The organism is Pelagibacterium luteolum (genome assembly GCF_900100665.1).
In the GTDB taxonomy this organism is placed as follows: Bacteria; Pseudomonadota; Alphaproteobacteria; order Rhizobiales; family Devosiaceae; genus Pelagibacterium; species Pelagibacterium luteolum.
This window is the reverse complement of sequence record NZ_FNCS01000006.1, coordinates 31,129-52,268: the sequence shown is the minus strand read 5'-3', so window position 1 is coordinate 52,268 and position 21,140 is coordinate 31,129. Positions and strand designations below refer to the sequence as shown.

At 59.9% G+C, this 21,140-nt stretch carries 21 protein-coding genes and 1 tRNA gene; 11 read left to right on the top strand and 11 right to left on the bottom strand.

Features of this window, described 5'->3' with window-relative positions; all coding sequences use genetic code 11:
* The first annotated feature begins 10 nt into the window (after positions 1-10).
* The gene (locus BLR31_RS11480) at positions 11-1,159 is read left to right on the top strand and encodes a Gfo/Idh/MocA family protein (RefSeq protein ID WP_090596383.1); all 1,149 of its coding nucleotides are present in this window, start codon (positions 11-13) and stop codon (positions 1,157-1,159) included.
* Between the two features lie 68 nt (positions 1,160-1,227).
* Here the strand turns inward: BLR31_RS11480 and BLR31_RS11475 are convergent, their stop codons facing one another.
* Positions 1,228-2,019: a DUF4394 domain-containing protein gene (locus tag BLR31_RS11475; RefSeq protein ID WP_090596770.1), complete on the bottom strand. Its 792-nt coding sequence runs from the start codon at positions 2,017-2,019 to the stop codon at positions 1,228-1,230.
* 188 nt (positions 2,020-2,207) lie between these two features.
* On the opposite strand from BLR31_RS11475, the gene BLR31_RS11470 reads away from it, so the two are divergent.
* Together BLR31_RS11470 and BLR31_RS11465 are read left to right on the top strand one after the other, a co-directional pair.
* A complete protein-coding gene (locus BLR31_RS11470; RefSeq protein WP_090596381.1) occupies positions 2,208-2,759 on the top strand; it encodes a sigma-70 family RNA polymerase sigma factor in 552 nt (183 codons plus the stop codon).
* Complete coding sequence (locus tag BLR31_RS11465) at positions 2,756-3,466, top strand: anti-sigma factor (protein ID WP_090596379.1); 711 nt, start codon at positions 2,756-2,758, stop codon at positions 3,464-3,466. The genes BLR31_RS11470 and BLR31_RS11465 overlap by 4 nt, the downstream gene beginning before the upstream one ends.
* Here the strand turns inward: BLR31_RS11465 and BLR31_RS11460 are convergent.
* From BLR31_RS11460 to BLR31_RS11450, 3 genes are all read right to left on the bottom strand, one after another.
* Complete coding sequence (locus BLR31_RS11460) at positions 3,463-4,212, bottom strand: sulfite exporter TauE/SafE family protein (RefSeq protein WP_090596376.1); 750 nt, start codon at positions 4,210-4,212, stop codon at positions 3,463-3,465. The two genes, BLR31_RS11465 and BLR31_RS11460, sit on opposite strands and share 4 nt — an antisense overlap.
* Before the next feature lie 12 nt (positions 4,213-4,224).
* The gene (locus tag BLR31_RS11455) at positions 4,225-4,530 is read right to left on the bottom strand and encodes an ETC complex I subunit (protein WP_090596767.1); all 306 of its coding nucleotides are present in this window, start codon (positions 4,528-4,530) and stop codon (positions 4,225-4,227) included.
* 36 nt (positions 4,531-4,566) lie between these two features.
* Positions 4,567-4,643, bottom strand: a tRNA-Pro gene (locus tag BLR31_RS11450).
* A gap of 103 nt (positions 4,644-4,746) precedes the next feature.
* Between BLR31_RS11450 and BLR31_RS11445 the strand changes: the two genes are divergently transcribed.
* Entirely contained in the window at positions 4,747-5,541 is a 795-nt protein-coding gene (locus tag BLR31_RS11445) for a phosphatase PAP2 family protein (protein ID WP_176762627.1), read from the top strand.
* On the opposite strand, the gene metC is transcribed toward BLR31_RS11445, so the two are convergent.
* Complete coding sequence (gene metC, locus BLR31_RS11440) at positions 5,517-6,707, bottom strand: cystathionine beta-lyase (protein ID WP_090596371.1); 1,191 nt, start codon at positions 6,705-6,707, stop codon at positions 5,517-5,519. The genes BLR31_RS11445 and metC overlap by 25 nt on opposite strands.
* 244 nt (positions 6,708-6,951) lie before the next feature.
* On the opposite strand from metC, the gene BLR31_RS11435 reads away from it, so the two are divergent.
* From BLR31_RS11435 to BLR31_RS11415, 5 genes are all read left to right on the top strand, one after another.
* Entirely contained in the window at positions 6,952-7,971 is a 1,020-nt protein-coding gene (locus tag BLR31_RS11435; protein WP_090596367.1) for an amino acid ABC transporter substrate-binding protein, read from the top strand.
* Between the two features lie 120 nt (positions 7,972-8,091).
* The gene (locus tag BLR31_RS11430; protein ID WP_090596364.1) at positions 8,092-9,297 is read left to right on the top strand and encodes an amino acid ABC transporter permease; all 1,206 of its coding nucleotides are present in this window, start codon (positions 8,092-8,094) and stop codon (positions 9,295-9,297) included.
* A gap of 4 nt (positions 9,298-9,301) precedes the next feature.
* Entirely contained in the window at positions 9,302-10,441 is a 1,140-nt protein-coding gene (locus BLR31_RS11425; protein WP_090596361.1) for an amino acid ABC transporter permease, read from the top strand.
* Positions 10,442-10,444: 3 nt separating this feature from the next.
* Positions 10,445-11,236: an amino acid ABC transporter ATP-binding protein gene (locus BLR31_RS11420; protein ID WP_090596358.1), complete on the top strand. Its 792-nt coding sequence runs from the start codon at positions 10,445-10,447 to the stop codon at positions 11,234-11,236.
* A gap of 177 nt (positions 11,237-11,413) precedes the next feature.
* Positions 11,414-12,493 (top strand): amino acid ABC transporter substrate-binding protein, encoded by a 1,080-nt coding sequence (locus tag BLR31_RS11415; protein ID WP_090596355.1) that lies wholly within the window; start codon positions 11,414-11,416, stop codon positions 12,491-12,493.
* 2 nt (positions 12,494-12,495) lie between these two features.
* On the opposite strand, the gene BLR31_RS11410 is transcribed toward BLR31_RS11415, so the two are convergent.
* The 4 genes from BLR31_RS11410 to BLR31_RS11395 form a co-directional block, all read right to left on the bottom strand.
* Positions 12,496-13,203: an alanyl-tRNA editing protein gene (locus tag BLR31_RS11410; RefSeq protein WP_090596352.1), complete on the bottom strand. Its 708-nt coding sequence runs from the start codon at positions 13,201-13,203 to the stop codon at positions 12,496-12,498.
* A 5-nt stretch (positions 13,204-13,208) separates the two neighbouring features.
* A complete protein-coding gene (gene cls, locus BLR31_RS11405) occupies positions 13,209-14,648 on the bottom strand; it encodes a cardiolipin synthase (protein WP_090596349.1) in 1,440 nt (479 codons plus the stop codon).
* Between the two features lie 8 nt (positions 14,649-14,656).
* Positions 14,657-15,706: a cysteine synthase A gene (locus tag BLR31_RS11400; RefSeq protein WP_090596347.1), complete on the bottom strand. Its 1,050-nt coding sequence runs from the start codon at positions 15,704-15,706 to the stop codon at positions 14,657-14,659.
* A gap of 155 nt (positions 15,707-15,861) precedes the next feature.
* Positions 15,862-17,262 carry a cryptochrome/photolyase family protein gene (locus BLR31_RS11395; RefSeq protein ID WP_090596345.1) on the bottom strand — a complete coding sequence of 467 codons (1,401 nt, stop codon included), beginning with the start codon at positions 17,260-17,262 and terminating at the stop codon, positions 15,862-15,864.
* A 200-nt stretch (positions 17,263-17,462) separates the two neighbouring features.
* On the opposite strand from BLR31_RS11395, the gene cysD reads away from it, so the two are divergent.
* Positions 17,463-18,377 (top strand): sulfate adenylyltransferase subunit CysD, encoded by a 915-nt coding sequence (gene cysD / locus BLR31_RS11390; protein WP_090596342.1) that lies wholly within the window; start codon positions 17,463-17,465, stop codon positions 18,375-18,377.
* Positions 18,377-20,275: a sulfate adenylyltransferase subunit CysN gene (gene cysN, locus BLR31_RS11385; protein WP_090596339.1), complete on the top strand. Its 1,899-nt coding sequence runs from the start codon at positions 18,377-18,379 to the stop codon at positions 20,273-20,275. The genes cysD and cysN overlap by 1 nt, the downstream gene beginning before the upstream one ends.
* Here cysN and BLR31_RS11380 read toward each other — a convergent pair.
* Entirely contained in the window at positions 20,272-20,628 is a 357-nt protein-coding gene (locus BLR31_RS11380) for an ArsR/SmtB family transcription factor (protein WP_176762626.1), read from the bottom strand. The two genes, cysN and BLR31_RS11380, sit on opposite strands and share 4 nt — an antisense overlap.
* A gap of 75 nt (positions 20,629-20,703) precedes the next feature.
* A complete protein-coding gene (locus tag BLR31_RS11375) occupies positions 20,704-21,138 on the bottom strand; it encodes an SRPBCC family protein (protein ID WP_090596334.1) in 435 nt (144 codons plus the stop codon).
* Positions 21,139-21,140: the final 2 nt, after the last annotated feature.

Sequence of the window (21,140 nt, the reverse complement as noted above, 5' to 3'; positions counted from 1 at the left end):
GTTTATCGAGATGGCAGAAAACGGAAAGCGGCCGATCAGGCTCGGCATGGTCGGGGGCGGGACGGGGGCCTTTATTGGCTACGTGCATCGCATCGCATCGCGGCTCGATGGCGATTTCCAGCTTGTGGCGGGTGCGCTCTCGTCGCGGGCTGAGGTGGCAAAGGAATCGGGTAAAAATCTCGGGTTGGCCGACGATCGCGTCTATACCGACTTCGCCGAGATGGCGCGGGCGGAAGCAGCGCGAGAGGATGGGATCGAGGCGGTGGCGATCGTCACGCCCAACCACATGCATTTCGCGCCTGCCAAGGCGTTTCTCGAGGCGGGCATCCACGTTATCTGCGACAAGCCGCTGACCTCGACCATCGATGACGCCTATGCCTTGCGGGACATCAAACCGGCGAACGGCGCGAAGTTTCTGCTCACGCATAACTATACGGGCTATCCGTTGATCCGGCAGGCACGGGAGTTGGTGAACTCCGGGGCTCTGGGCAAGATCCGCGTCGTGCAGGTGGAGTACCCGCAAGATTGGCTTGCCGTCGAAGCCGGTGACGAGAACAAGCAGGCGGCATGGCGCACCGATCCGTCCAAATCGGGCGCAGGCGGGGCGATCGGAGATATCGGAACGCACGCCTATAATCTGGCGCGCTACGTCACCGGGCTCAAGACCAGCGCGGTGTCAGCCGACCTCGATGCGTTTGTTCCCGGACGCAAGCTCGATGACAATGTCCATATCATGCTGCGCTTCGAGGGCGGAGCTAAGGGTATGCTGTGGGCGAGCCAGGTGGCGGTCGGTTGTGAAAACGGACTGCAGCTGCGCGTTTATGGCGAAAAGGCCGGCATCGAGTGGCGGCAGGACAACCCCAATTACATGTGGTTCACCGAGTTCGGAAAACCCAAGCAGCTGCTGACGCGTGGCGGCGCGATTGATGGCACGGCTGCCGGCGCCATGGGCGTGCGGATACCGTCAGGCCATCCCGAGGGCTATCTAGAAGCTTTTGCTACGCTCTACAGCCAGTTCGCCGCCGTGATCCGGGGCGATGGGGCGGAGTTCGAGGCGCTGTTGCCGACGCTCGAGGATGGCGTCGAGGGCATGGAGTTCATCATGGCGGCGGTGAAATCGAGCCAGGATGACAGCCGTTGGACGCCATTAGGACGCTAGTCGACGCGATCAGTTGAAAAAAAGGGGCGGCCTGAGCCGCCCCTTTCCGTATCCGCAGAGTGCAGAAATTACATGCCTTCATGAAGGAATGCGATGTCGCGGAGGACAACGTCAAGACCTTCGATGGGACCAACCTCGGTTGCTGCCCCGGATTCGAGATCAACAGTGTGAAGGGTCATGTTCGCGACCAGATAGGCAGTGTTTGCGTCGATCTCTTCAGCGAAGATGTCAAACGCAATGCCGTCGACGGAATCGACGCCGAGCATGCCGCGTGTTTCCAGCGTGCCGTCATTGGGAGCAGTCTGCTGCAGGAGAGCGAGGTTGTTCCACTCGATGTCGTACATCGCAGTGGCTTCAGGCGCGCCGACCGAGTTGGTGTAGGCCGTAGCGACGACGGTGAAGTCCATGCCAGCCATTTCGTCGCCTTCGGCAAAGTTCAGGTCGCCATCGACCGTGGTTTCGCCGGTATCAACGTTGATGCGAAGGTTGGTGCCGTCTGAACCCATGAAGCGCAGGCGATCGGCGACCGGGTTGAAGTCGACCATGGAATAATCGCCACCGATGGTTTCGGTGATGGTGGAGACGACGGTCGCTTCACCAGACTCAAGGTCGATCGTGACGATATTGTAGTCCTGGTCCACGCCATAAAGCATATTGTCAGCCGGACGCTGGTCGATGCCCCAAAGTGTGTCGACGCCAGAGACTTCCATCATGCCTTCGACGGCAAGGGATTCGGTGTCGATCATGACGAGAGTCTTGTCGCCGGCCAGGCCGACAGCAGACTGGGCAAGGGCGGCGCCGCTAAGGGCCAGAAAGCTCGTGCCAACAAGGGCGGCTTGGGCAAAAACACGGTAAGTCATAATGTTCTCCTGGTTTTTCAAAGTCTTGTGCCCTCCGCCGATGACGGAGCGCATGATGGTTACACTGGCCCAACACGCCACAAAGCGATCTGGATGCACCCAGGCGGATGACTTTTTTGTTTTTTTGCATCTGGAACACTTCCCGATGTGTAAGGTGTGCAGAAAGGAGCAACCAGAAGGGGGGATCGATGACGGATACAGCCGCGCCGATGGCAGTAGATAGTCTGGTTTTAGCCATCGCTGACGGCGATAAGTCCGCGCTCGAAGAGCTCTTTCGCCTCGAAGCCGGACGGTTGATCGCCGTGGCGCGTCGAATCGTCAGGCGTCCCGATCTGGCTGAGGAGGTCGTGCAGGATGCGTTCGTCGCCATCTGGCAGCGGGCGGGCCAGTACGATCCCAAATATGGCCAGGCCCGGGGATGGATCACCCGGATCGTGCGCAATCGCGCCCTCAACCTTTTGCGTGATTCTGGACGGGTGGATCACGTCGATGGCGAAACGCTCGATGCCATGGGCGACCGCGTCGGGGAAGCCAACACTGCCTATGAACTGATGCCGGAACGGCACGCGCTCAAGGGGTGTCTCGCCCAACTGGACGCAACAAAACGCAAGGCGATTCTTCTCTGCTACGTCACCGGCCTGACGCATGGGGAGGTCGCCGCAAAACTCGATGCCCCGCTGGGAACGGTGAAAGCCTGGATTCGGCGCGGCATGATCGCATTGCAGGAGTGTCTCGGATGAACACCAGGTCCGATCACAACGATGACATCGCCAATTACGTGCTGGGCCAGATGGACAGCGCCAATCGTGCCCGCTTTGAAGAGCGGCTGACGCGCGAGCCCGAACTGCTGCGCGCCGTCACTGCATTGCAGACCCATTTTCAGGCGCTCGATGATACGGTTTCGGCTGAGCCCGTTCCCGTTGGCCTTTGGGGGCGCATCGATAGCGCGCTGGGGCAGCAGCAGGTGCTTACCGCTGCGAACACGAATACCAAGCCTGGTGTCTTCGGCGTGCCGCGCTGGGCGGGCATGGCTGCGTCCGTCGCCTTGGCATTGGGTGTTGGGTTTTTCAGCGGCCAAAGCTTACAGACGCCGCAGCAGGGGCAGGCGCCGCTCGTCGTGGCCGTGCTGCTCAGCGATGACATGGCGCCGGGCGCGATTATCGAGGCGTTCGATGACGACAGTATCCGCATCATTCCGCTCGAAGCGTTGATCGCGCCGCCGAACTCGACGCTCGAGATGTGGACATTGCCCGACGCAGAAACGGGCCCCGTTTCGCTCGGCACGTTCCAGGAAGCGCGCGAACTCATTCTGGGTGGGCCGGATCTGCCCGCACCGCAGCCGGACCAGCTTTATGAGATCACCGTCGAGCCCGAGGGTGGTTCGCCGACCGGACGACCGACAGGACCCATTCTGCTCAAAGGGTTTGCCCGGGCGCCCGTAGTCTAGAGCAGCAGCGTCTGTAGGCTGGACGCCGTGAGGACGAGGCCGGACAGGAACAGCAGCATGAGTACGACGCGCCGAAAGGCGCGCGTGCCGAGGCGCTTGAATAAGGTCGCGCCAAAGAGGCACGGGATGACGAGGGCCACGGCAACCAGCCCGAAATGGCGAAGCGTTTCGCCGGTTATGATGGAGCCGGCAAGGAAATAGCCAGTCAGCGTCGTGACATGCATGGAGATGTTGAATCCCTGCATGATGCCGCGCTGGGTCTCCTTGTCCATGCCGCGCAAGGTGCACCAGAGCGTAGGGACCGGCCCCGCCATGCCACCAAGACCGCCAAGAATGCCGCCCAGCCAGCCCGATACGCCATCAGCCCATTTGCCGCCGATTGTGAGGCGGAAATCATGGGGGACGAACAGCATGGCCGGGCAATAGAGGAGGAGGAATATTCCCAGCGCGAGCTTGAAGCCCAGGGGATCGAAGACGCTCAGCAGCCAGATGCCGAGCGGCACGCCGATGATCCCGCCAATAACGAAGGGAAGCGTAGCGCGGATATTGAAATGGCGGCCGACCAGAGGAAGCGTAACCAATTGTCCGGCCAGCGAACCGAACACCGCCATGGGTGCGGCAAGCGCGGGGTCGACGGCCCAGGCCCAGATCGACAGGCTCGCCAGCGCGAACGCGAATCCCGAAAGACCCTGTACGAAACCAGCGACGGCGGCACCGCCGAGGACGATCAGAAGATAGGTGTCCATATAGCCCAGGCCCTAATGGGTCCAGGGCACCTTGCGGTCGTAGCGGAAATTGTCGGGGTAGCTGACCTTCTTGATGGTCGGTTCCTGCACGGGCTGCACGACGTAGGGAATACCTTCGCGGCGCGCGTAATTTTCCGCCTCTTCGAGCGTATCGAAGCGCAGCTTGACCTGCTGCTTCATATCGGACGAGGAGGTGTAGCCCATAAGCGGATCGATGGACCGTGGCTGCTCGGGCTCGAAGACGAGCGTCCAATCCTGGCTCTTGCCCTTGCCCGACTGCATGGCGTTGCGGGCAGGGCGATAGATGCGTGCAACCATTGTGTCCACTTTGCCCATAAGCGTTTTTCGTGACCGTGGTCGGGGCAGCAAGATTCGAACTTGCGACCCCTGGTTCCCAAAACCAGTGCTCTACCAGGCTGAGCTATACCCCGACTTGGTCACGGGTGTTGCGATACACATTCTTTCATCATAGGGCAAGGCATGTTACCGGGGTCTCGGTCCAAGCTGACAAGAAAATCTCGAGGACGACAATTCGTGCTTTCCCCAGACACATTTAGCGTCCGCTGGTTTCATGCCGTCCGCGAGCGGCACCGGCAGGCAAAAGTTCTGTTTTGGTGGCCGCTTTGGACCATTATCGGCCTCCTCGCCATAGCCGTGCTTCTCGACGCCCCGGTTCTCCATGCGCTGGCCGCCTGGCCTGAGGGCGAGCGGGCATTTTTCGCTTTCCTGACCGATTTCGGAAAATCGGACTGGATGCTGTTTCCCACGCTGATTGCTGGTCTCTTCTGCCTTGCGGCGCTTCGACTGAAGTTGAGCTATAGCTGGCGCTGGGCGCTGACGGGGCTGGGGTCGATATCGGGGTATATCTTTGCCACGATAGCCTTTTCCGGCATCGTCGTTGTGATCCTCAAGCGCATTATCGGGCGCGCGCGGCCGATGTATCTCGACGAACTGGGGGTGTTGTACCTAAAACCGTTCGAGATCATCGATTGGAGCTTTCACAGCTTTCCCTCAGGGCACGCAACGACGGCTCTGGCGTTTGCATTCATGCTGCGGACCCTGACCAATCGCCGGTTCAACGGCTGGATAATCGCGTTCGGGCTGGGAATCGGACTGAGCCGGATCGTGGTTGGCGACCACTATCTCTCAGATGTGATCGCGGGGTCTTTTGTTGGACTGGCCTCGGCAATTCTCGTGCGTGACTACTTCGTCACCCGCAACTGGGGGATGCGGATGGAGCACGGTAAGGTCAACTACCGCATGTTTACAGCCTTCAAGCCACTTTGGCGCTGGGTGCGCCGTCGTCACATTCCGGCGGTGCTGAAATAGCGATCGAGGCCCGAGGCAAGGTCGGATTTGAGGTCGTTGAAATCCTCAAAACCGACATGCACGCGAAAGAGATTGCCCTGATCCGTCCATGGCACCGCCGTGCGTATGCGCGCCGGGCGTGAGGGCAGAATAAGGCTCTCGAAACCACCCCACGAATAGCCCATGCCAAACAGCGCCATGTGATCGACAAGCGCAGCGACAGCCTCGCGCGGCGCCGGGGGTAGCACGAAAGAGAAAAGACAGCCCGAGCCGGTGAAATCACGCTTGAAGATTGCATGGTCGGGGTGATCGGGCAGGGCAGGGTGGAGGACGGTGACGCGAGAATCCTCGTTGAGCCATGCCGCCAGGTCGAGCGCTCGCCGCTCATGTTCGCGCATCCTCACGCCGAGCGTGCGCATGCCGCGCGTGGCAAGGTAAGTGTCGTCTGGTGATGCGATAAGCCCCAATGTGCGGTGGGTCGCGCGTAGCGCGTCCATGTGCCTGTCATTGGCCGAGGCCGTCCCCATCATCACATCGGAATGACCCACAAACATCTTTGTCGCCGAATGGACGACGATGTCAGCGCCGAGCGCGAGTGGCGTGTAGAACAGCGGTGTCGCCCAGGAATTGTCGATAATGATCGTGATGTCACGATCCTCGAGGGCCGCGCTTATGGCGGGCAGGTCCTGGATTTCGAAGGTAAGGGACCCAGGGCTTTCGAGAAAAACGACCCGCGTGGCGTCGCTAAGGAGGCTGGAGATACCGGCGCCGATTCGAGGATCGAAGTAGCGGACGGTGACGCCCATACGCTTCAAGACAGTATCGGCGAAGATGCGGGTGGGCTCATAGACCGAATCGGTGATCAAAACTTCGTCACCTACCGACAAACACGTAAGAAGTGACAAGGAAATTGCCGACACGCCCGATGGGGTCAAAACCGTTCCAGCAGCACCCTCCAATTGGGTGACGATGGCTTCAAACCCGTCGGTTAAGGGCGTGCCCTGGCGTCCGTAGCGATAGCGAATGCGCGCGTCCTCAGCGTCCGCCAGCGTCTCGAAAATGACCGTACTGCCGCGATAGACGGGCGTATTGACGAAACCGTGCTGGGCTGACGGGTCGCGTCCGCCATGTGTCAGAACCGTTTCGGCTCCTGGCGCGAACGGGCGAGAATCTGCGTTGTCTTTCATCGTATTCCGGGGTCTGGCAGCACAATAGGTCAGCGCTGTTGCTGCTAAAATAGGCGTGAACGGCAGGTTGGCTATTTTCTTATCTGTTTTGGCCTTGACGCAACCAACCAATATGGGCTTCGATGCTGCACAGCAATGCGCCCGATGGCAATAGGGCGCTGCTGCTCCATCGCAATGGAGCCAAGTGCGGGGCGCGAAAATATGCGTCACCGTAATCAAAGGGTTAGGAAACAAAGGCAAACCTATGAAAAAACTAATGATCACATGCGCAGTGGCCGCCGCCGTTGCCACCACGTCGACTGCTGCTTTCGCGCAGCTGCTCGACGAAGTGACCGAGCGTGGCTACCTGCAGTGCGGTGTGACTGAGGGTGTCCCCGGCTTCTCGTTCCCAGACGACAACAACAACTGGACCGGTCTTGAAGTCGATTTCTGCCGTGCCATGGCCGCAGCGATTTTCGATGACTCCGAGGCAGTCCGTTACACGCCGCTGACTTCGCAGACCCGCTTCGAAAGCCTTGCCAACGGTAACGTCGACGTTCTGTCGCGCACCACGACATGGACCATGAGCCGCGATACCGACCTCGGCATCACGTTCACCGGCACCATGTTCTATGACGGCCAGGGCTTCATGGTTCGCGAAGAAGAGGGCATCACCTCTGCAACCGAACTGTCCGGCGCTGCGGTTTGTATCGAATCGGGCACCACCACCGAGCTCAACGCAGCCGACTATTTTGCGACCGAAGGTCTGGATCTTTCCAACGCCGTCGTTTTCGTGAACCAGGACGAAGTCGTCCAGGCTTATCTCGATGGTCGTTGCGACGTCTACACCACTGACGCCTCGGCACTCGCTGCAGAGCGTTCGGGTTTCCCTGATCCCGACGCCCACATCATCCTGCCCGAGATCATCTCCAAAGAACCGCTCGGGCCCTCCGTCCGTTCGGGTGACACTCAGTGGTTCAACATCGCAAAGTGGACCCTGTTCGCAATGCTCAATGCTGAAGAGCTGGGCGTGACTTCGGAAAACGTCGATGAGATGCTCGGTTCGGATAACCCCGAAATCCGTCGCCTGCTCGGCGTAGAAGGTGATTTCGGTACACCGATCGGCCTTTCGCCTGATTGGGCTTACCGCATCATCAGCCAGGTTGGTAACTACGGCGAACTGTACGAGACCCATGTTGGTCCCGAAACAGCGATCGACATCCCCCGCGGTGTGAACAATCTGTGGACTGAAGGCGGCGTCATGTACGCTCCGCCGATCCGCTAACCGCTGATCATCATTAGCCCGGGCGCCTTTTGCGCCCGGGCGCTCCCGGGTCCGACGTGAAGCTGCGGCAGATATAAGCCGCGCGCCGTCCACGATTTCCGGCAGGGTCAAGGGGCCAACATGACTGATGTCACGGACAAGCGATCGGGCAAACCTGCTCGGTCCGGCATCGATGCTTCTCTTTTCTACAACCCAACGGCACGCGGCATCGTCTATCAGGGCGCGCTCCTGATCGGCGTGGTGATGCTGATCTGGTGGCTCCAATCGAACGCCGCGACCAATTTGGCGGCGCTGGGGCGTTCCACTGGGTTCAACTTCCTCAATCAGACGGCCGGCTTCAATATCGGCTTCTCGCTGCTGCCGTTCGATCGGACATCGACATATCTCGATGTCTATCTGGTAGGCATTCTCAACACGTTGCTCGTTGCCGTAATCGGCATCATCCTGGCAACGATGCTGGGTTTCGTCATCGGCATCGCACGGCTGTCGCCGAACTTTTTGATCCGCAAGCTGGCCGCTGCGTATGTCGAGATCATGCGCAACATGCCTTTGCTGTTGCAGCTTTTCTTCTGGTATTTCCTTGCGTTGAACGCGCTTCCGGGCGTGCGGCAAAGTTATGAGTTGCCACTTGGAGCCGTTCTCAACCAGCGCGGGCTCTATCTCCCGCTCCTCCAGAGCGACGATCGTTTTCTGATCCTGCTCGGCGTCTTCGTCGTCGCTGTGATCGGAGCGATCCTTTGGCGTCGGCGGCAGATCCGCAAGATGGAGGAAAAGGGCGAACGGCGGCCGGTGCTGTTGCCGATGCTCGGGATCATCCTCATCCCCACCATCATCGTCTATTTCATCGCGCAGGTGCCGGTGGCGTTTTCCGTTCCGGAGCTGACGGGCTTCAACTACACGGGCGGCTTTGTCGTCCCGCCCGAGTTGACCGCGCTCGTCGTGGGTCTGGTGGTCTATACGGCGGCGTTTATCGCCGAGATCGTCCGGGCCGGTATCCAGGCCGTCAATTACGGGCAGGTCGAGGCCGCCTCGGCGCTCGGGCTTAAAGACAGCGACCGGCTGCGGCTCGTCGTCATTCCCCAGGCGCTGCGGATCATCATCCCGCCGCTGACGAGCCAATATCTCAACCTGACCAAGAACTCATCACTGGGTGCTGCCATCGCCTTTCCCGAACTCGTCAATGTGTTCATGGGCACGGCCATCAACCAGAGCGGGCGTGCGGTAGAGATCGTGGGGCTGACCATGGCGGTCTATCTCACATTCTCTCTCATCACCTCGCTGTTCATGAACTGGTATAACTCGCGCGTTGCGCTGGTGGAGCGTTGAGACGATGAGCCATTCCCAACCAAGCTATGTCCGCACGCAGATGGCCGAGCCGCTGCCGCCTCCGGGCAACACGACGGGCGTCGTCGCGTGGATGCGCGCCAATCTGTTCTCGAGCATCGGCAACACGATCCTCACGTTTCTCGGGATTGCGCTGATCATCTGGACGGTTATCCCGGCTTACGGCTTCCTGATCGGCAATGCGGTATTCACCGACCCCGAAGGACTACGCGGCGAAGCGTGTCGTTTCGAAGGCGTGGGCGCATGCTGGATTTTCATCCAGGCACGGTTCAACTTCTTCATCTACGGCTTTTATCCGTCTGATGAGATCTGGCGCATCAATCTGATGTTCATCATCGGGATCATCCTGCTGATCCCGCTGCTGGTACCGAAAGTTCCGTTTACTCGGGTCGCTGCCATCCTGTTCTTCGGCGTCTATCCGTTCGTTGCTTACTTCCTGATGTATGGCGGGGTTTTCGGGCTCGACGTCGTGCCCACCCGGAACTGGGGCGGGCTCACGCTGACGCTGATCATCTCGCTGATCGGCATCATTGCGTCGCTACCGCTCGGCATTCTGCTGGCCCTCGGGCGGCAATCGAAATTGCCGATCATCAAGGGCTTCTGCGTTGCCTTCATCGAACTCTGGCGCGCGGTGCCGTTGATCACGGTGCTGTTCATGGCGTCGGTAATGTTTCCGCTGTTCATGCCGCAGGGGACCAATCCTGACGTCTTGTTGCGGGCCATTATCGGTATCGTGCTCTTTGAATCGGCCTATATGGCCGAAGTGGTGCGTGGTGGACTGCAGGCGATCCCGAGTGGTCAGCGCGAAGCGGCGTCAGCTCTTGGGTTGAGCAAGCTCAAGACCACGGCGCTCATCGTGATGCCGCAGGCGCTCAAGCACGTTATTCCGGGCATCGTGAATACGTTCATCGCGCTGTTCAAGGATACGACGCTGGTGTCGATCATCGGGATTTTCGAACTGCTCAACGCCGTGCGGGCCGCAGGGTCCGACATCGCTTGGCAATTCCCTACCGATGCCGTGACCGGCTATGTCTTTGCAGGCTTTGTATTCTGGATCTTCTGCTTCGGCATGTCCCGCTACTCGATCTATATGGAAGACCGGCTTCATACCGGTCACAGGAGATAGACCATGACCACGACCATGGAGGCCCCTGCGGCCGACCGCAACAAGATGACAGTGTCGGACACCGACGTAGCCATCGAAATCCGCGACATGAACAAGTGGTACGGCGACTTCCACGTTCTCCGGGACATCGACCTCAAGGTCATGCGGGGCGAGCGTATCGTCATCGCCGGACCTTCGGGCTCGGGAAAATCGACGCTCATCCGCTGCATCAACCGTCTCGAAGAGCACCAGCAGGGTGACATCATTGTCGACGGGATCGAATTGACCTCAGACATCAAGCGCATCGATGAGGTGCGTCGCGAAGTCGGGATGGTGTTCCAACACTTCAATCTGTTCCCGCACCTCACCGTGCTGCAGAATTTGACGCTGGCGCCGATCTGGGTGCGCGGCACGCCAAAGGCCGAGGCCGAGGCGTCAGCGATGAAATATCTCGAGCGCGTGAAGATACCCGAGCAGGCCAACAAGTTTCCTGGTCAGCTTTCGGGCGGTCAGCAGCAGCGCGTGGCCATCGCCCGTTCGCTGTGCATGAACCCAAAGATCATGCTGTTCGATGAGCCGACATCGGCGCTCGATCCGGAAATGATCAAGGAAGTGCTCGACGTGATGGTGCAACTGGCACAGGACGGCATGACCATGATCTGCGTGACCCACGAAATGGGCTTTGCCCGTCAGGTGGCCAATCGCGTGATCTTTATGGATCAGGGGCAGATCATCGAGCAGAACGAGCCCGAAGCGTTCTTCTCCAATCCGCAGCACGAGCGCACCAAGCTGTTTCTCAGCCAGATCCTGCACTAGACGCAGACACTGCTTGGGATCGCCCAAAGGCGCGGTTCGAAATTTCAACCTACGGCGGACGCGACCTTGCGTCCGCCGTAGGACATTTCCATGGGAGCAATACCCGCCTCGGCTTGACCCCTGATCGTGCCGTGCCAATATGGAACTGTATATGGAGGAGCGGCCCTCGCCGCGTTGATGTTGCAGGCAAAATCTCGGTCTTTGCGAATTCTGGCCAGCGCGGCCCTCTGGCTGACGCTCGGACTGGGCGCCTCCGGGACTGTCCATGCGCAGGATCAGGCCGCCCCAGCCGCTGCGCCCTTCACCATCTCGACCCTCGAAACTGTACGAGCCCGCGGATATGTCACCTGCGCGGCGACCAGTCCGCTGCCGGGATTTGCTCAGATCAGTCCGGAAGGGCTTTGGTCAGGGTTCGACATTGATGTGTGCAGGGCCGTGGCGGCTGCCGTGTTCGGGGACCCATCGAAGGTGGAATTCCGGCCGCTATCGGGGGAGGGGCGCTTCGCCCATCTCGCCATGGGTGAGGTCGACCTGATCTCGCGCAATGCGCCATGGACCATGTCGCGCGACACGTCCTATGGCGCGACGTATGTGGCGACCACCTTTTTTGACGGCCAGGGTTTCATGGTGCCGGGCAGCCTCGGCGTTGTCTCGGCCTTCGAACTCGAGGATGTAACCGTCTGCGTCGCTGGGGGCAGCGAGGCGGAAATGCGCATGGAAGAGTTCTTTTTTCAGAACCAGCTCGCCTACGATACGCTCGTTTATGAAGATCGCGACGATCTTGCCATCGCCTACCGCTCGGGGCGGTGCGATGCGATAACGGCGTCTGCGAGCTGGCTGCAGGCCATGCGTCGGTCGCTGCCGGAACCGGGCTCGCACAACATTCTGCCAGAGCGTCTGAGCAAGGAGGCCTTTGGGCCCGTCGTCCGCAGCAATGACAAGCAGTGGGAGACGATCGTCCGTTGGACGCTTTTCGCTCTGGTCAATGCCGAAGAGCTGGGTGTGACCTCTTCGAACATCGAATCGATGCTAGCGGCCCAGACACCGGCTATCCGGCGTCTGCTCGGTATTGAGGGCAACCTCGGGGAGCCGCTGGGCTTAAGGCGCACCTGGATGCGCGACGTGATCGCGGCGGTCGGAAACTATGGCGAGGTCTATGCCCGCCACTTTGGGTCGGGTTCGAATGCAGCGCTGCTGCGGGGCCAGAACGCATTGTGGATCAACGGCGGGCTATTGTTCGCGCCGCCTTTCACCTGAGTTCAGGCGAAGTGAAGGGCGACCCGTCTGTTCTGCTTGCCCTTCTTTTCGATCTTGCCGATGCGTAGCGGGCCGATTTCGCCGGTCGCGCACACATGCGTGCCTCCGCAGGGCTGAAGGTCGATGTCACCGATGCGTACCAGGCGCACCCGACCTTGGCCCATCGGCGGTTTGACCTTCATGGTCTTGATCATCTCAGGAGCCGCCGCGAGTTCGGCATCGGTGATCCACTCGGTCGTGATGGGCATGTCGGCGGCGACCCAGTCGTTCAGCCGGGTTTCGAGGGCGGCGATATCCTCCGGCACTTCGGGCATATCGAAATCGAGCCGCCCCTTGTCCTCGCCGATCGAGCCGCCCGTAACGGCAAATGGAAAAACGACGGACAGGAGGTGAAGCGCGCTGTGCGTGCGCATCAGCGCGTACCGCCGTTCCCAGTCGAGCGACAGGGCGACACTGTCGCCAGGCTGGAGCGAATGGTCGCCGATCTTGTGCACGATCGTTGTCTTGTCGCCATCGGGGTGGATGGTGTCCGTGACCCTGAATTGACTGCCGTCAGGCACACTGATCGTGCCGGTATCGCCGGGTTGGCCGCCCGAGCTGGCATAAAATATCGTGCGATCGAGAATAATCCCGCCGTCGGACGTGATCGCCACGACATTGGCGGTTGCGGTCTGGAGATAGGCATCGCTTCGGAAGAGGAATTCGGTCATCGGCGTCACAGGATGGGGGAGAACAGACGGGCGCCCTGGCAGGCGAGGCGGAAGAAGAAATTGCGGCGCTGCAGATTGCGCTCGGTCGTGAGATATGATGCCTCGAAATCGGTTTCGAGCATTTTCTCGACGTTCTCGATCATGTCCTTATGGGTGAACCACAGGGTCGCTTCGAAATTGATGTTGAACGAACGGTAGTCGAAATTGACGGTGCCGATGCCGGCGATCTGATCGTCGACCAAAATGACCTTCTGGTGCAGGAAGCCCTGTTCATAGCGGTGAATCTTGATGCCATGCGCTACCATCTGATCGGCGTGGGCATAGCTGGCCAGCCAGACGATCATGTGATCGGGCTTGCGTGGCAGGAGGATGCGGACATCGACGCCGCGCAGGGACGCGGCATAGAGTGCCGTCTGGATTTCGATGCCGGGCACGAAATAGGGGCTGACGATCCACAGGCGTTCGCGCGCGCGGGAAATCACCTCGGTGAAGGCGATAGCGCAGTCCTCGAGCTTGTCAGCAGGGCCTGTCGGCATGACGAGGATGGGTTGGTCGCCCGGGGTGGGGATTTCCGATGGGTATTTGATTGGCAGGTCTTCGCCGGTCGACCAGTGCCAGTCCTCCCTGAACATCAGCGTGCAGGCGAGCGCCGCGGGTCCGGAAACATGGACATGGGTATCGCGCCAGCGCCCGAGCTTTTTGTCCTTGCCCAGATATTCGTCACCGACATTGTGCCCGCCAACCCAGGCCTCCAGCCCGTCGACGACGACGTTCTTGCGGTGATTGCGGTAGTTGATGCGGGTGATGCCATAGACCCGGAGCAAGGTGTGCCGGTGGTTAAAGCCGTAAATCTTGACGCCCGCAGCGCGTAGGCGCGCCTTGTAACTGTGCGGCAGGCGCGTGCTTCCGGCATCGTCATAGAGAACGAACACCTTCACACCATCTTTGGCGCGCGCGATCAGAAGGTCGGCGAAGCGCCGGCCGAGATCGTCATCGCGGATGATATAGAATTGGACCAGCACATAGGTTTTGGCACGCGCGACTCCGTCAAAGATTGAGCCGAAGGTTTCCTCGCCATCAACCAGCAGATTGGCGGCATTGCCATAAAGAAACGGGAGCTCCGCAACCTTACGCAGAACTGGCCAGTCGTCGCTGGTCGCGCGGTCGACGATGCGCATGTCTTCCGAGCGTGACAGGCGCCAGCTTCGCCCTGAATGGAGCTGGGACTCGGCATAGTCGTCGAAATATTTCCAGCCAAAAATCAGGTAGATGATCGTGGTCGGGAAGGGCAGGACAAGTAGGGACACGAGCCAGGCAATGGTGCCTTGCGAGGTCCTGGAGTTCATGATTTCGCGCGCAACGCACACGAACGCCAGAATGTAATTGGCCACATAGAGCGTGGCCAAAAAACTGAAATTGTCGATGACGGCGCGTAAAAGGTCCACGGATACCCTTAGTGGGTTTCGGCCTCCAGCACCGTTCCGATATCGACCGTAGGCTCGGCCTCCAACCAGTCTGGCACCGGCAAATCCTTGGAACGCAGGAAGGCCGGGTTGAAGAGTTTCGACTGGTACCGATTACCATAGTCGCACAATATCGTGACAATGGTTTTGCCCGGCCCCAGTTCCCTCGCCAACCGCACCGCGCCAGCGATATTGATCGCAGAGGATCCGCCCAGGCACAATCCCTCCTGCCGGATGAGGTCGAAGATGTAGGGCAGGGCCTCTGCATCGGGGATTTGATAAGCGTGATCGACGCTCAGACCCTCAAGATTTGCAGTGATGCGGCCCTGGCCGATCCCCTCGGTTATCGAGCCGCCGGATGATTTCAATTCGCCATGCGCGTAATAATTATAGAGCGCGGCGCCTTCGGGGTCCGCAAGGCCGATCTTGATATCCTTATTGCGCTCCCTTAGCGCCATAGCGACGCCGCCCAGCGTGCCGCCAGAGCCGACGGCGCAGATGAAGCCATCCACCTTGCCGTCCGTCTGCTCGAAGATTTCAGGGCCCGTGGTTTCCACATGCGCCTGTCGGTTGGCGACGTTGTCGAACTGGTTGGCCCAGATGGCGCCCTTGGGCAATTCAGCTGCGAGCTTTTCGGCGAGGCGGCCGGAGACTTTTACGTAGTTGTTGGGGTTCTTGTAAGGCTTGGCCGGAACCTCGATGAGTTCGGCGCCCGCAAGACGAATGGCGTCCTTCTTCTCTTCGCTCTGGGTCTCGGGAATGACGATGACCGTCTTGAAGCCAAGCGCGTTGCCGACCAGCGCCAGCCCAATCCCGGTGTTCCCAGCAGTGCCTTCGACGATCGTACCGCCGGGTGCGATGGCACCGCGCGCAATTGCGTCGCGGATGATGTAGAGCGCTGCTCGATCCTTTACCGACTGGCCCGGATTGAGGAACTCCGCCTTGCCCCAGATTTCGCACCCCGTCGCCTCCGATACGGCGTTGAGGCGAATGAGGGGTGTGTTGCCGATGGCGGATGGGACGTCGGGATATCGGTTCATGATGCCTGATGAGCTGATGGTGAGTGGACCCGAACGTAGAGAGCATGACGAAAAGGGACAAGGGCCAAGGCATTGCATCGCGAGGGTTTTTCACTTCACGCGCCGATTGCGCAAAGCGCTGCCCCTCCTCGGTGGGAGACGGGAACGACGTGCCTTTATCGCGCTAATGCCTCAAGCGCCCGCGTGCGACTTGTCTTAAGATCGACGATGGGTTTGGGATATGTCTTGCCCAGTTCGACCCCGCTCTGCGCAAGCACACTGCCTGGGGCATCGGCGGGCTTGTGCACCCATTTGTCGGGCAGATCGGACAGCTCCGGTACCCATTGGCGCACGTAATCGCCGTTCGGATCGAACTTTTCGCCCTGGGTGACGGGATTGAATATCCGGAAATAAGGCGCCGCGTCCGCGCCGCACCCGGCCACCCACTGCCATGAGGCCGGGTTGTTCGCTGGATCGGCATCGACAAGGGTGTCCCAGAACCATTGCTCTCCCTTTCGCCAGTCCAGCAGCAGGTTTTTCGATATCAGGGACGCTGTGAGCATACGGACGCGATTGTGCATCCAGCCGGTGGTCCAGAGTTGGCGCATGCCGGCGTCGACGATGGGAATGCCGGTCTGGCCCTTTTGCCACGCGTGCAGGGCTTTTGTATCGGTACGCCAGTCGATGTCCGCAAAGCGTTCCTGCATCGGGTGCTGGGAGATATCGGGGCGGTGAAACAGCAAGTGATAAGAAAATTCGCGCCAGGCGAGTTCGGAGAGAAATTTTTCGCCCGCCGAGGTCCGCGACGGATTGGCGTCGATCAGGTGGCGAGTGGCGAACCAGACCTGGCGCGGTCCGATCTCGCCGTGGCGGAGATAAGGAGACAGGCGCGAGGTAACGTCGCGTGAGGGTACGTCGCGGCCCTGGGGATAGTCAGAAAGAGCGTCCTCGAGAAATGCGGCGAGCGCCGATTTGGCGCTGTCCTCTCCCGGCGTCCATGCGTCGAATATGCCATCGGACCAGAACGGCGCTTTGGGCATATCGAGCTTAGGCGAGGTTATTTTCTCGTGCTTTTCGATACGGCCGATCGGATCGGGTATGGCTTTGTCGCGGAGCGTTTTCCAGAAGGGGGTGAATACGCCATAGGGTGTCCCCGACTGCGTGGCAATGTCCCAGGGTTCGACCAGTAGCGAGGCATTGAAACTTTCGACCACGTGGCCGTTCTCGCGAAGGCTTGCCTTGAGGGTCTTGTCGTGTGTGCGGCCGGCGGGATCGTAGCGGCGGTTCCAGTAGATGGCGCTGGCGTTGATCTCTTTTGCAAAGCGGGGGAGAAGCGATCCGCTCTCGCCCTCCTGATAATGCAGCCGCACGCCGCGCTCGGCCAATGCATGCGAAAGGACGTTTAGACTTTGGTGCAGCCAAGCCTTGGCCGCAGCGCCCATCGGGCGCAGTCCACGGTCGTTTTCGAGGACGTAGAGGGCGTGAACCGGTCGATCATGCTTGAGCGCGTCGGCGAGCGCAGGGTTATCTGAGATGCGCAGGTCGTTGCGGAGCCAGACGAGCGTGGTTTCGGGCATGAAAAAGTTTTCTCTTGCTAGTGGTTTCACACGTATGGCGTCGCGCGATGGCCAATGATCGCGGAACGGTCTGGGTTGCATGGGCCATTACGCAGAATTTGCGCACTCGGATCGCCGCAATCCCCTCGGCTTCCGGTTGTTTCGCCTGCCATTCCGGCATATCCACACAGCCGAAACCCTAGGATCGCCGGATCAAATCCATGAGCCCATCATCTGCGTCACTCACCCATCTCGCGCGTCTGGAAGCCGAGAGCATCGAGATTTTCCGCGAGGTCGCGGCGAGTTTCGAGCGGCCGGTGATGATGTATTCGATCGGCAAGGACTCGTCGGTGCTTCTGCACTTGGCTCGCAAGGCGTTTTATCCAAGCCGCATTCCGTTTCCGTTGCTCCATATCGATACGACCTGGAAATTTGGGGAAATGATCGCGTTTCGCGACAAGATGGCCGAGGATTTCGGCTTCGAGCTACGCGTGCACACAAATCCCGACGGCGTGGCCAATAACGTCAATCCGTTCGACCATGGATCATCGCGCTATACCGACATCATGAAAACGCAAGCGCTGCGGCAGGCTCTGGGCGCCGGAAAATACGATGCCGCCATCGGCGGCGCGCGGCGCGACGAGGAAAAGAGCCGCGCCAAGGAGCGGATTTTTTCCCATCGCAACGCCAACCACGCCTGGGACCCCAAGAACCAGCGGCCCGAGCTCTGGCGCGTTTATAACACGCGACTGGCTCCGGGCGAATCCATGCGCGTCTTCCCACTCTCCAACTGGACCGAGCTCGATATCTGGACCTATATCTATTCCGAGCAAATTCCCATCGTGCCGCTGTACTTCGCCAAGCCGCGACCGGTTGTAGAGCGATCGGGCACTATGATCATGGTGGATGACGAGCGGTTCAGGCTCGAAGACGGCGAAACCCCGCGCGAAGAGATCGTGCGCTTCAGGACGCTGGGTTGCTATCCGCTGACGGGCGCGATCCCGTCGAACGCCGCGACACTGCCTGAGATCATCATGGAAATGCAGGCCTCGCGCACCTCCGAGCGCGAGGGACGGCTGATCGACAGCGACCAGGCCGGCTCGATGGAAAAAAAGAAGCAGGAAGGGTATTTCTGATGTCCACGCTCTCCACTGCTTCCATCCCGAGCCCCGACACCGATATCGACGTGTGGCTGAGCCAGCAGACCGACAAGTCGCTGCTGCGGTTTTTGACCTGCGGGTCGGTTGATGATGGAAAATCGACGCTGATCGGGCGGCTGCTCTATGACAGCCAGCTCATTCTCGACGATCAGCTCGCGTCGCTAAAAAACGACAGCCGCAATCGCCACGTTGGCGATGAGGGCATCGACTTCTCGCTGCTCGTGGACGGCCTCGTTGCCGAGCGCGAGCAGGGGATCACGATCGACGTCGCCTATCGTTTCTTTTCGACCGACAAGCGCAAATTCATCGTCGCTGATACGCCAGGGCATGAACAGTACACGCGCAATATGGCCACCGGCGCATCCAACGCCGATCTGGCACTGTTGCTCGTCGATGCGCGTAAAGGGCTTTTGACGCAGACGCGGCGGCACAGCTTTATCCTGTCGCTGATCGGGGTGAAGCACGTCGTGCTGGTGATCAACAAGATCGACCTTGTCGATTATAGCGAAGAGGTGTTTGCGCAGATCGAGGCCGATTATCTGGAGTTTGCCAAGGATCTCGGTTTCAAGAGCTTCGCCGCCGTGCCGGTCTCGGCGCTGCGCGGCGACAATATCGTCGAACCGAGCACGCGGACGCCCTGGTTCAAGGGCCAGCCGCTGCTGCCTTATCTGGAAAATATCATTGTCGACGAGGATAAGAGCCAGGCGCTGTTCCGCTTTCCGGTGCAGTGGGTCAACAGACCCAATCTCGACTTCCGGGGTTTTTCCGGCACCGTCGCATCGGGCGTAGCGCGGGTTGGGGACGAAATCCTCGTCGCCGCATCCAAAAAGCCCGCGAAGATCGCGAGCATCGTGACGATGGATGGCGATCTGGAACAAGCTGTGGCCGGGCAGGCAGTGACGCTGGTACTCGACCGTGAGATCGACGTTTCTCGTGGTGACGTGCTGACCCATTCAGGCCAGACGCCGGACTTTTCCAATCAGTTCCAGGCAGAGATCGTGTGGATGGCTGATGAGCCAGCCTATCCGGGGCGCTCATATCTGCTCAAGTTGGGCACGCAAATGGTGCCGGCCACGATCACCGATCTGAAGCACAAGACCAACGTCAACACGCTCGAGAAATCGGCGGCCAAGCGGCTCGATCTCAACGAGGTCGGAACGATCACCATCGCGACGGACAAACCGATCGCCTTCGATCCTTACAAGGACAATGGCACGACCGGTGGGTTCATCCTGATCGACCGTATCCATAACCTGACGCTGGGAGCGGGCACGGTCACCTATGGGCTCCAACGCGCCAAGAACCTCTCATACCAGTCGTTCGACGTGAACCGTGAAGCGCGCTCGCGCCTGAATGGGCATGAGGCGCAGATCATCTGGTTCACCGGCCTCTCCGGATCGGGCAAGTCGACGGTGGCCAATCTCATCGAAAAGCGGCTCGTGGCCGAGGGCAAGCACGCCTATATTCTCGATGGTGACAATGTGCGCCACGGGCTGAACAAGGATCTTGGCTTTACCGAAGCCGCCCGCGTCGAAAATATCCGCCGCGTCGCAGAAGTCGCACGGCTGATGGCCGATGCGGGGCTCATCGTGCTCGTGTCGTTCATTTCACCGTTCCGAAACGAGCGGCGTCTGGCGCGCGAGATTGCCGGCGATATCAAATTCCTCGAGGCCTATGTCGATACGCCTATCGAAGTGTGCGAAGCACGCGATCCCAAGGGCCTCTATGCCAAGGCGCGAAGGGGCGAGATCACCAACTTCACCGGTATCGACAGCCCATTCGAAGCGCCGGAGCGCGCCGATCTCGTGCTGCACGGGGCGACGGCAACGCCTGAGGATATGGCCGAAGAGCTCTATCGCCGGTTGGGGCTTTAGCCGAAAAGATCGAGCATCGGCGCAGGTTCTGGCGCCGGCTTTGGTTTGGCGCGCTGGGGTTTTGGCACAACGGGGGCGGGATCGGGCTCTGCCTCCCGTTTCTGTTCGGCAGCGCCCAGCCATTCATGGAGCGGACCGAGAGCGTTTGGCTTCAGGCTATATAGGCGCCGCTGCCTGTCGCTGCGCACGGTGGCGATCCCGGCATCCCGCAACACCTTGAGATGCTGGGAAATGGCGGGTTGCGTGACGCCTGGAAAAGCGGCAACGAAACTGCCCGCAGGCAACTCGTCGTTCCGCATCATCTCGATCATTATGCGCCGGGTCGGATCGGCGATTACCGCAAAGAGGTCCATAAGCGCTGGTTTATATCGGCGCGCTGCTGCTGCAAGCCCAACCATGCGGATAGAGCGACATTCGTGTGGAAATCGCTATTCCAGAAGTTCCGCCAATTCGCCCAAAGCCTCGTGCCAGGCTTCCATGGAAAATATCCGCGATTCCGGGTCGGAATGTGCCTGGGTGATTTCGACGATGGTGATTTCGGTCCGATCATCATCGAGAGCCGCGAAGGTCACGATCAGGGTGCTGTCGTCGGCAGGATCATCGCCCTCATAGTGCCAGAGCTCGATGAGTTTTTTGTCCTGCTCGAATCCGGCCACCGTTCCGGTGATCACGTGAGCCACCGAGGGATCATCGAGATCGGCGGTCTCGAAGCGAAACTTCCCGCCTTCAAAGGCTTCGAAATCGACCTGCTCGGCCTGCCATTGTTCGAGAAGGGCGGGATCGGTCCATGCGGCGAACAATTCGTCCGCAGGCGCGTGGATCACTCGTGAGAGCGTAATCGAGGTTTCCTGTGCATCGGCCATGG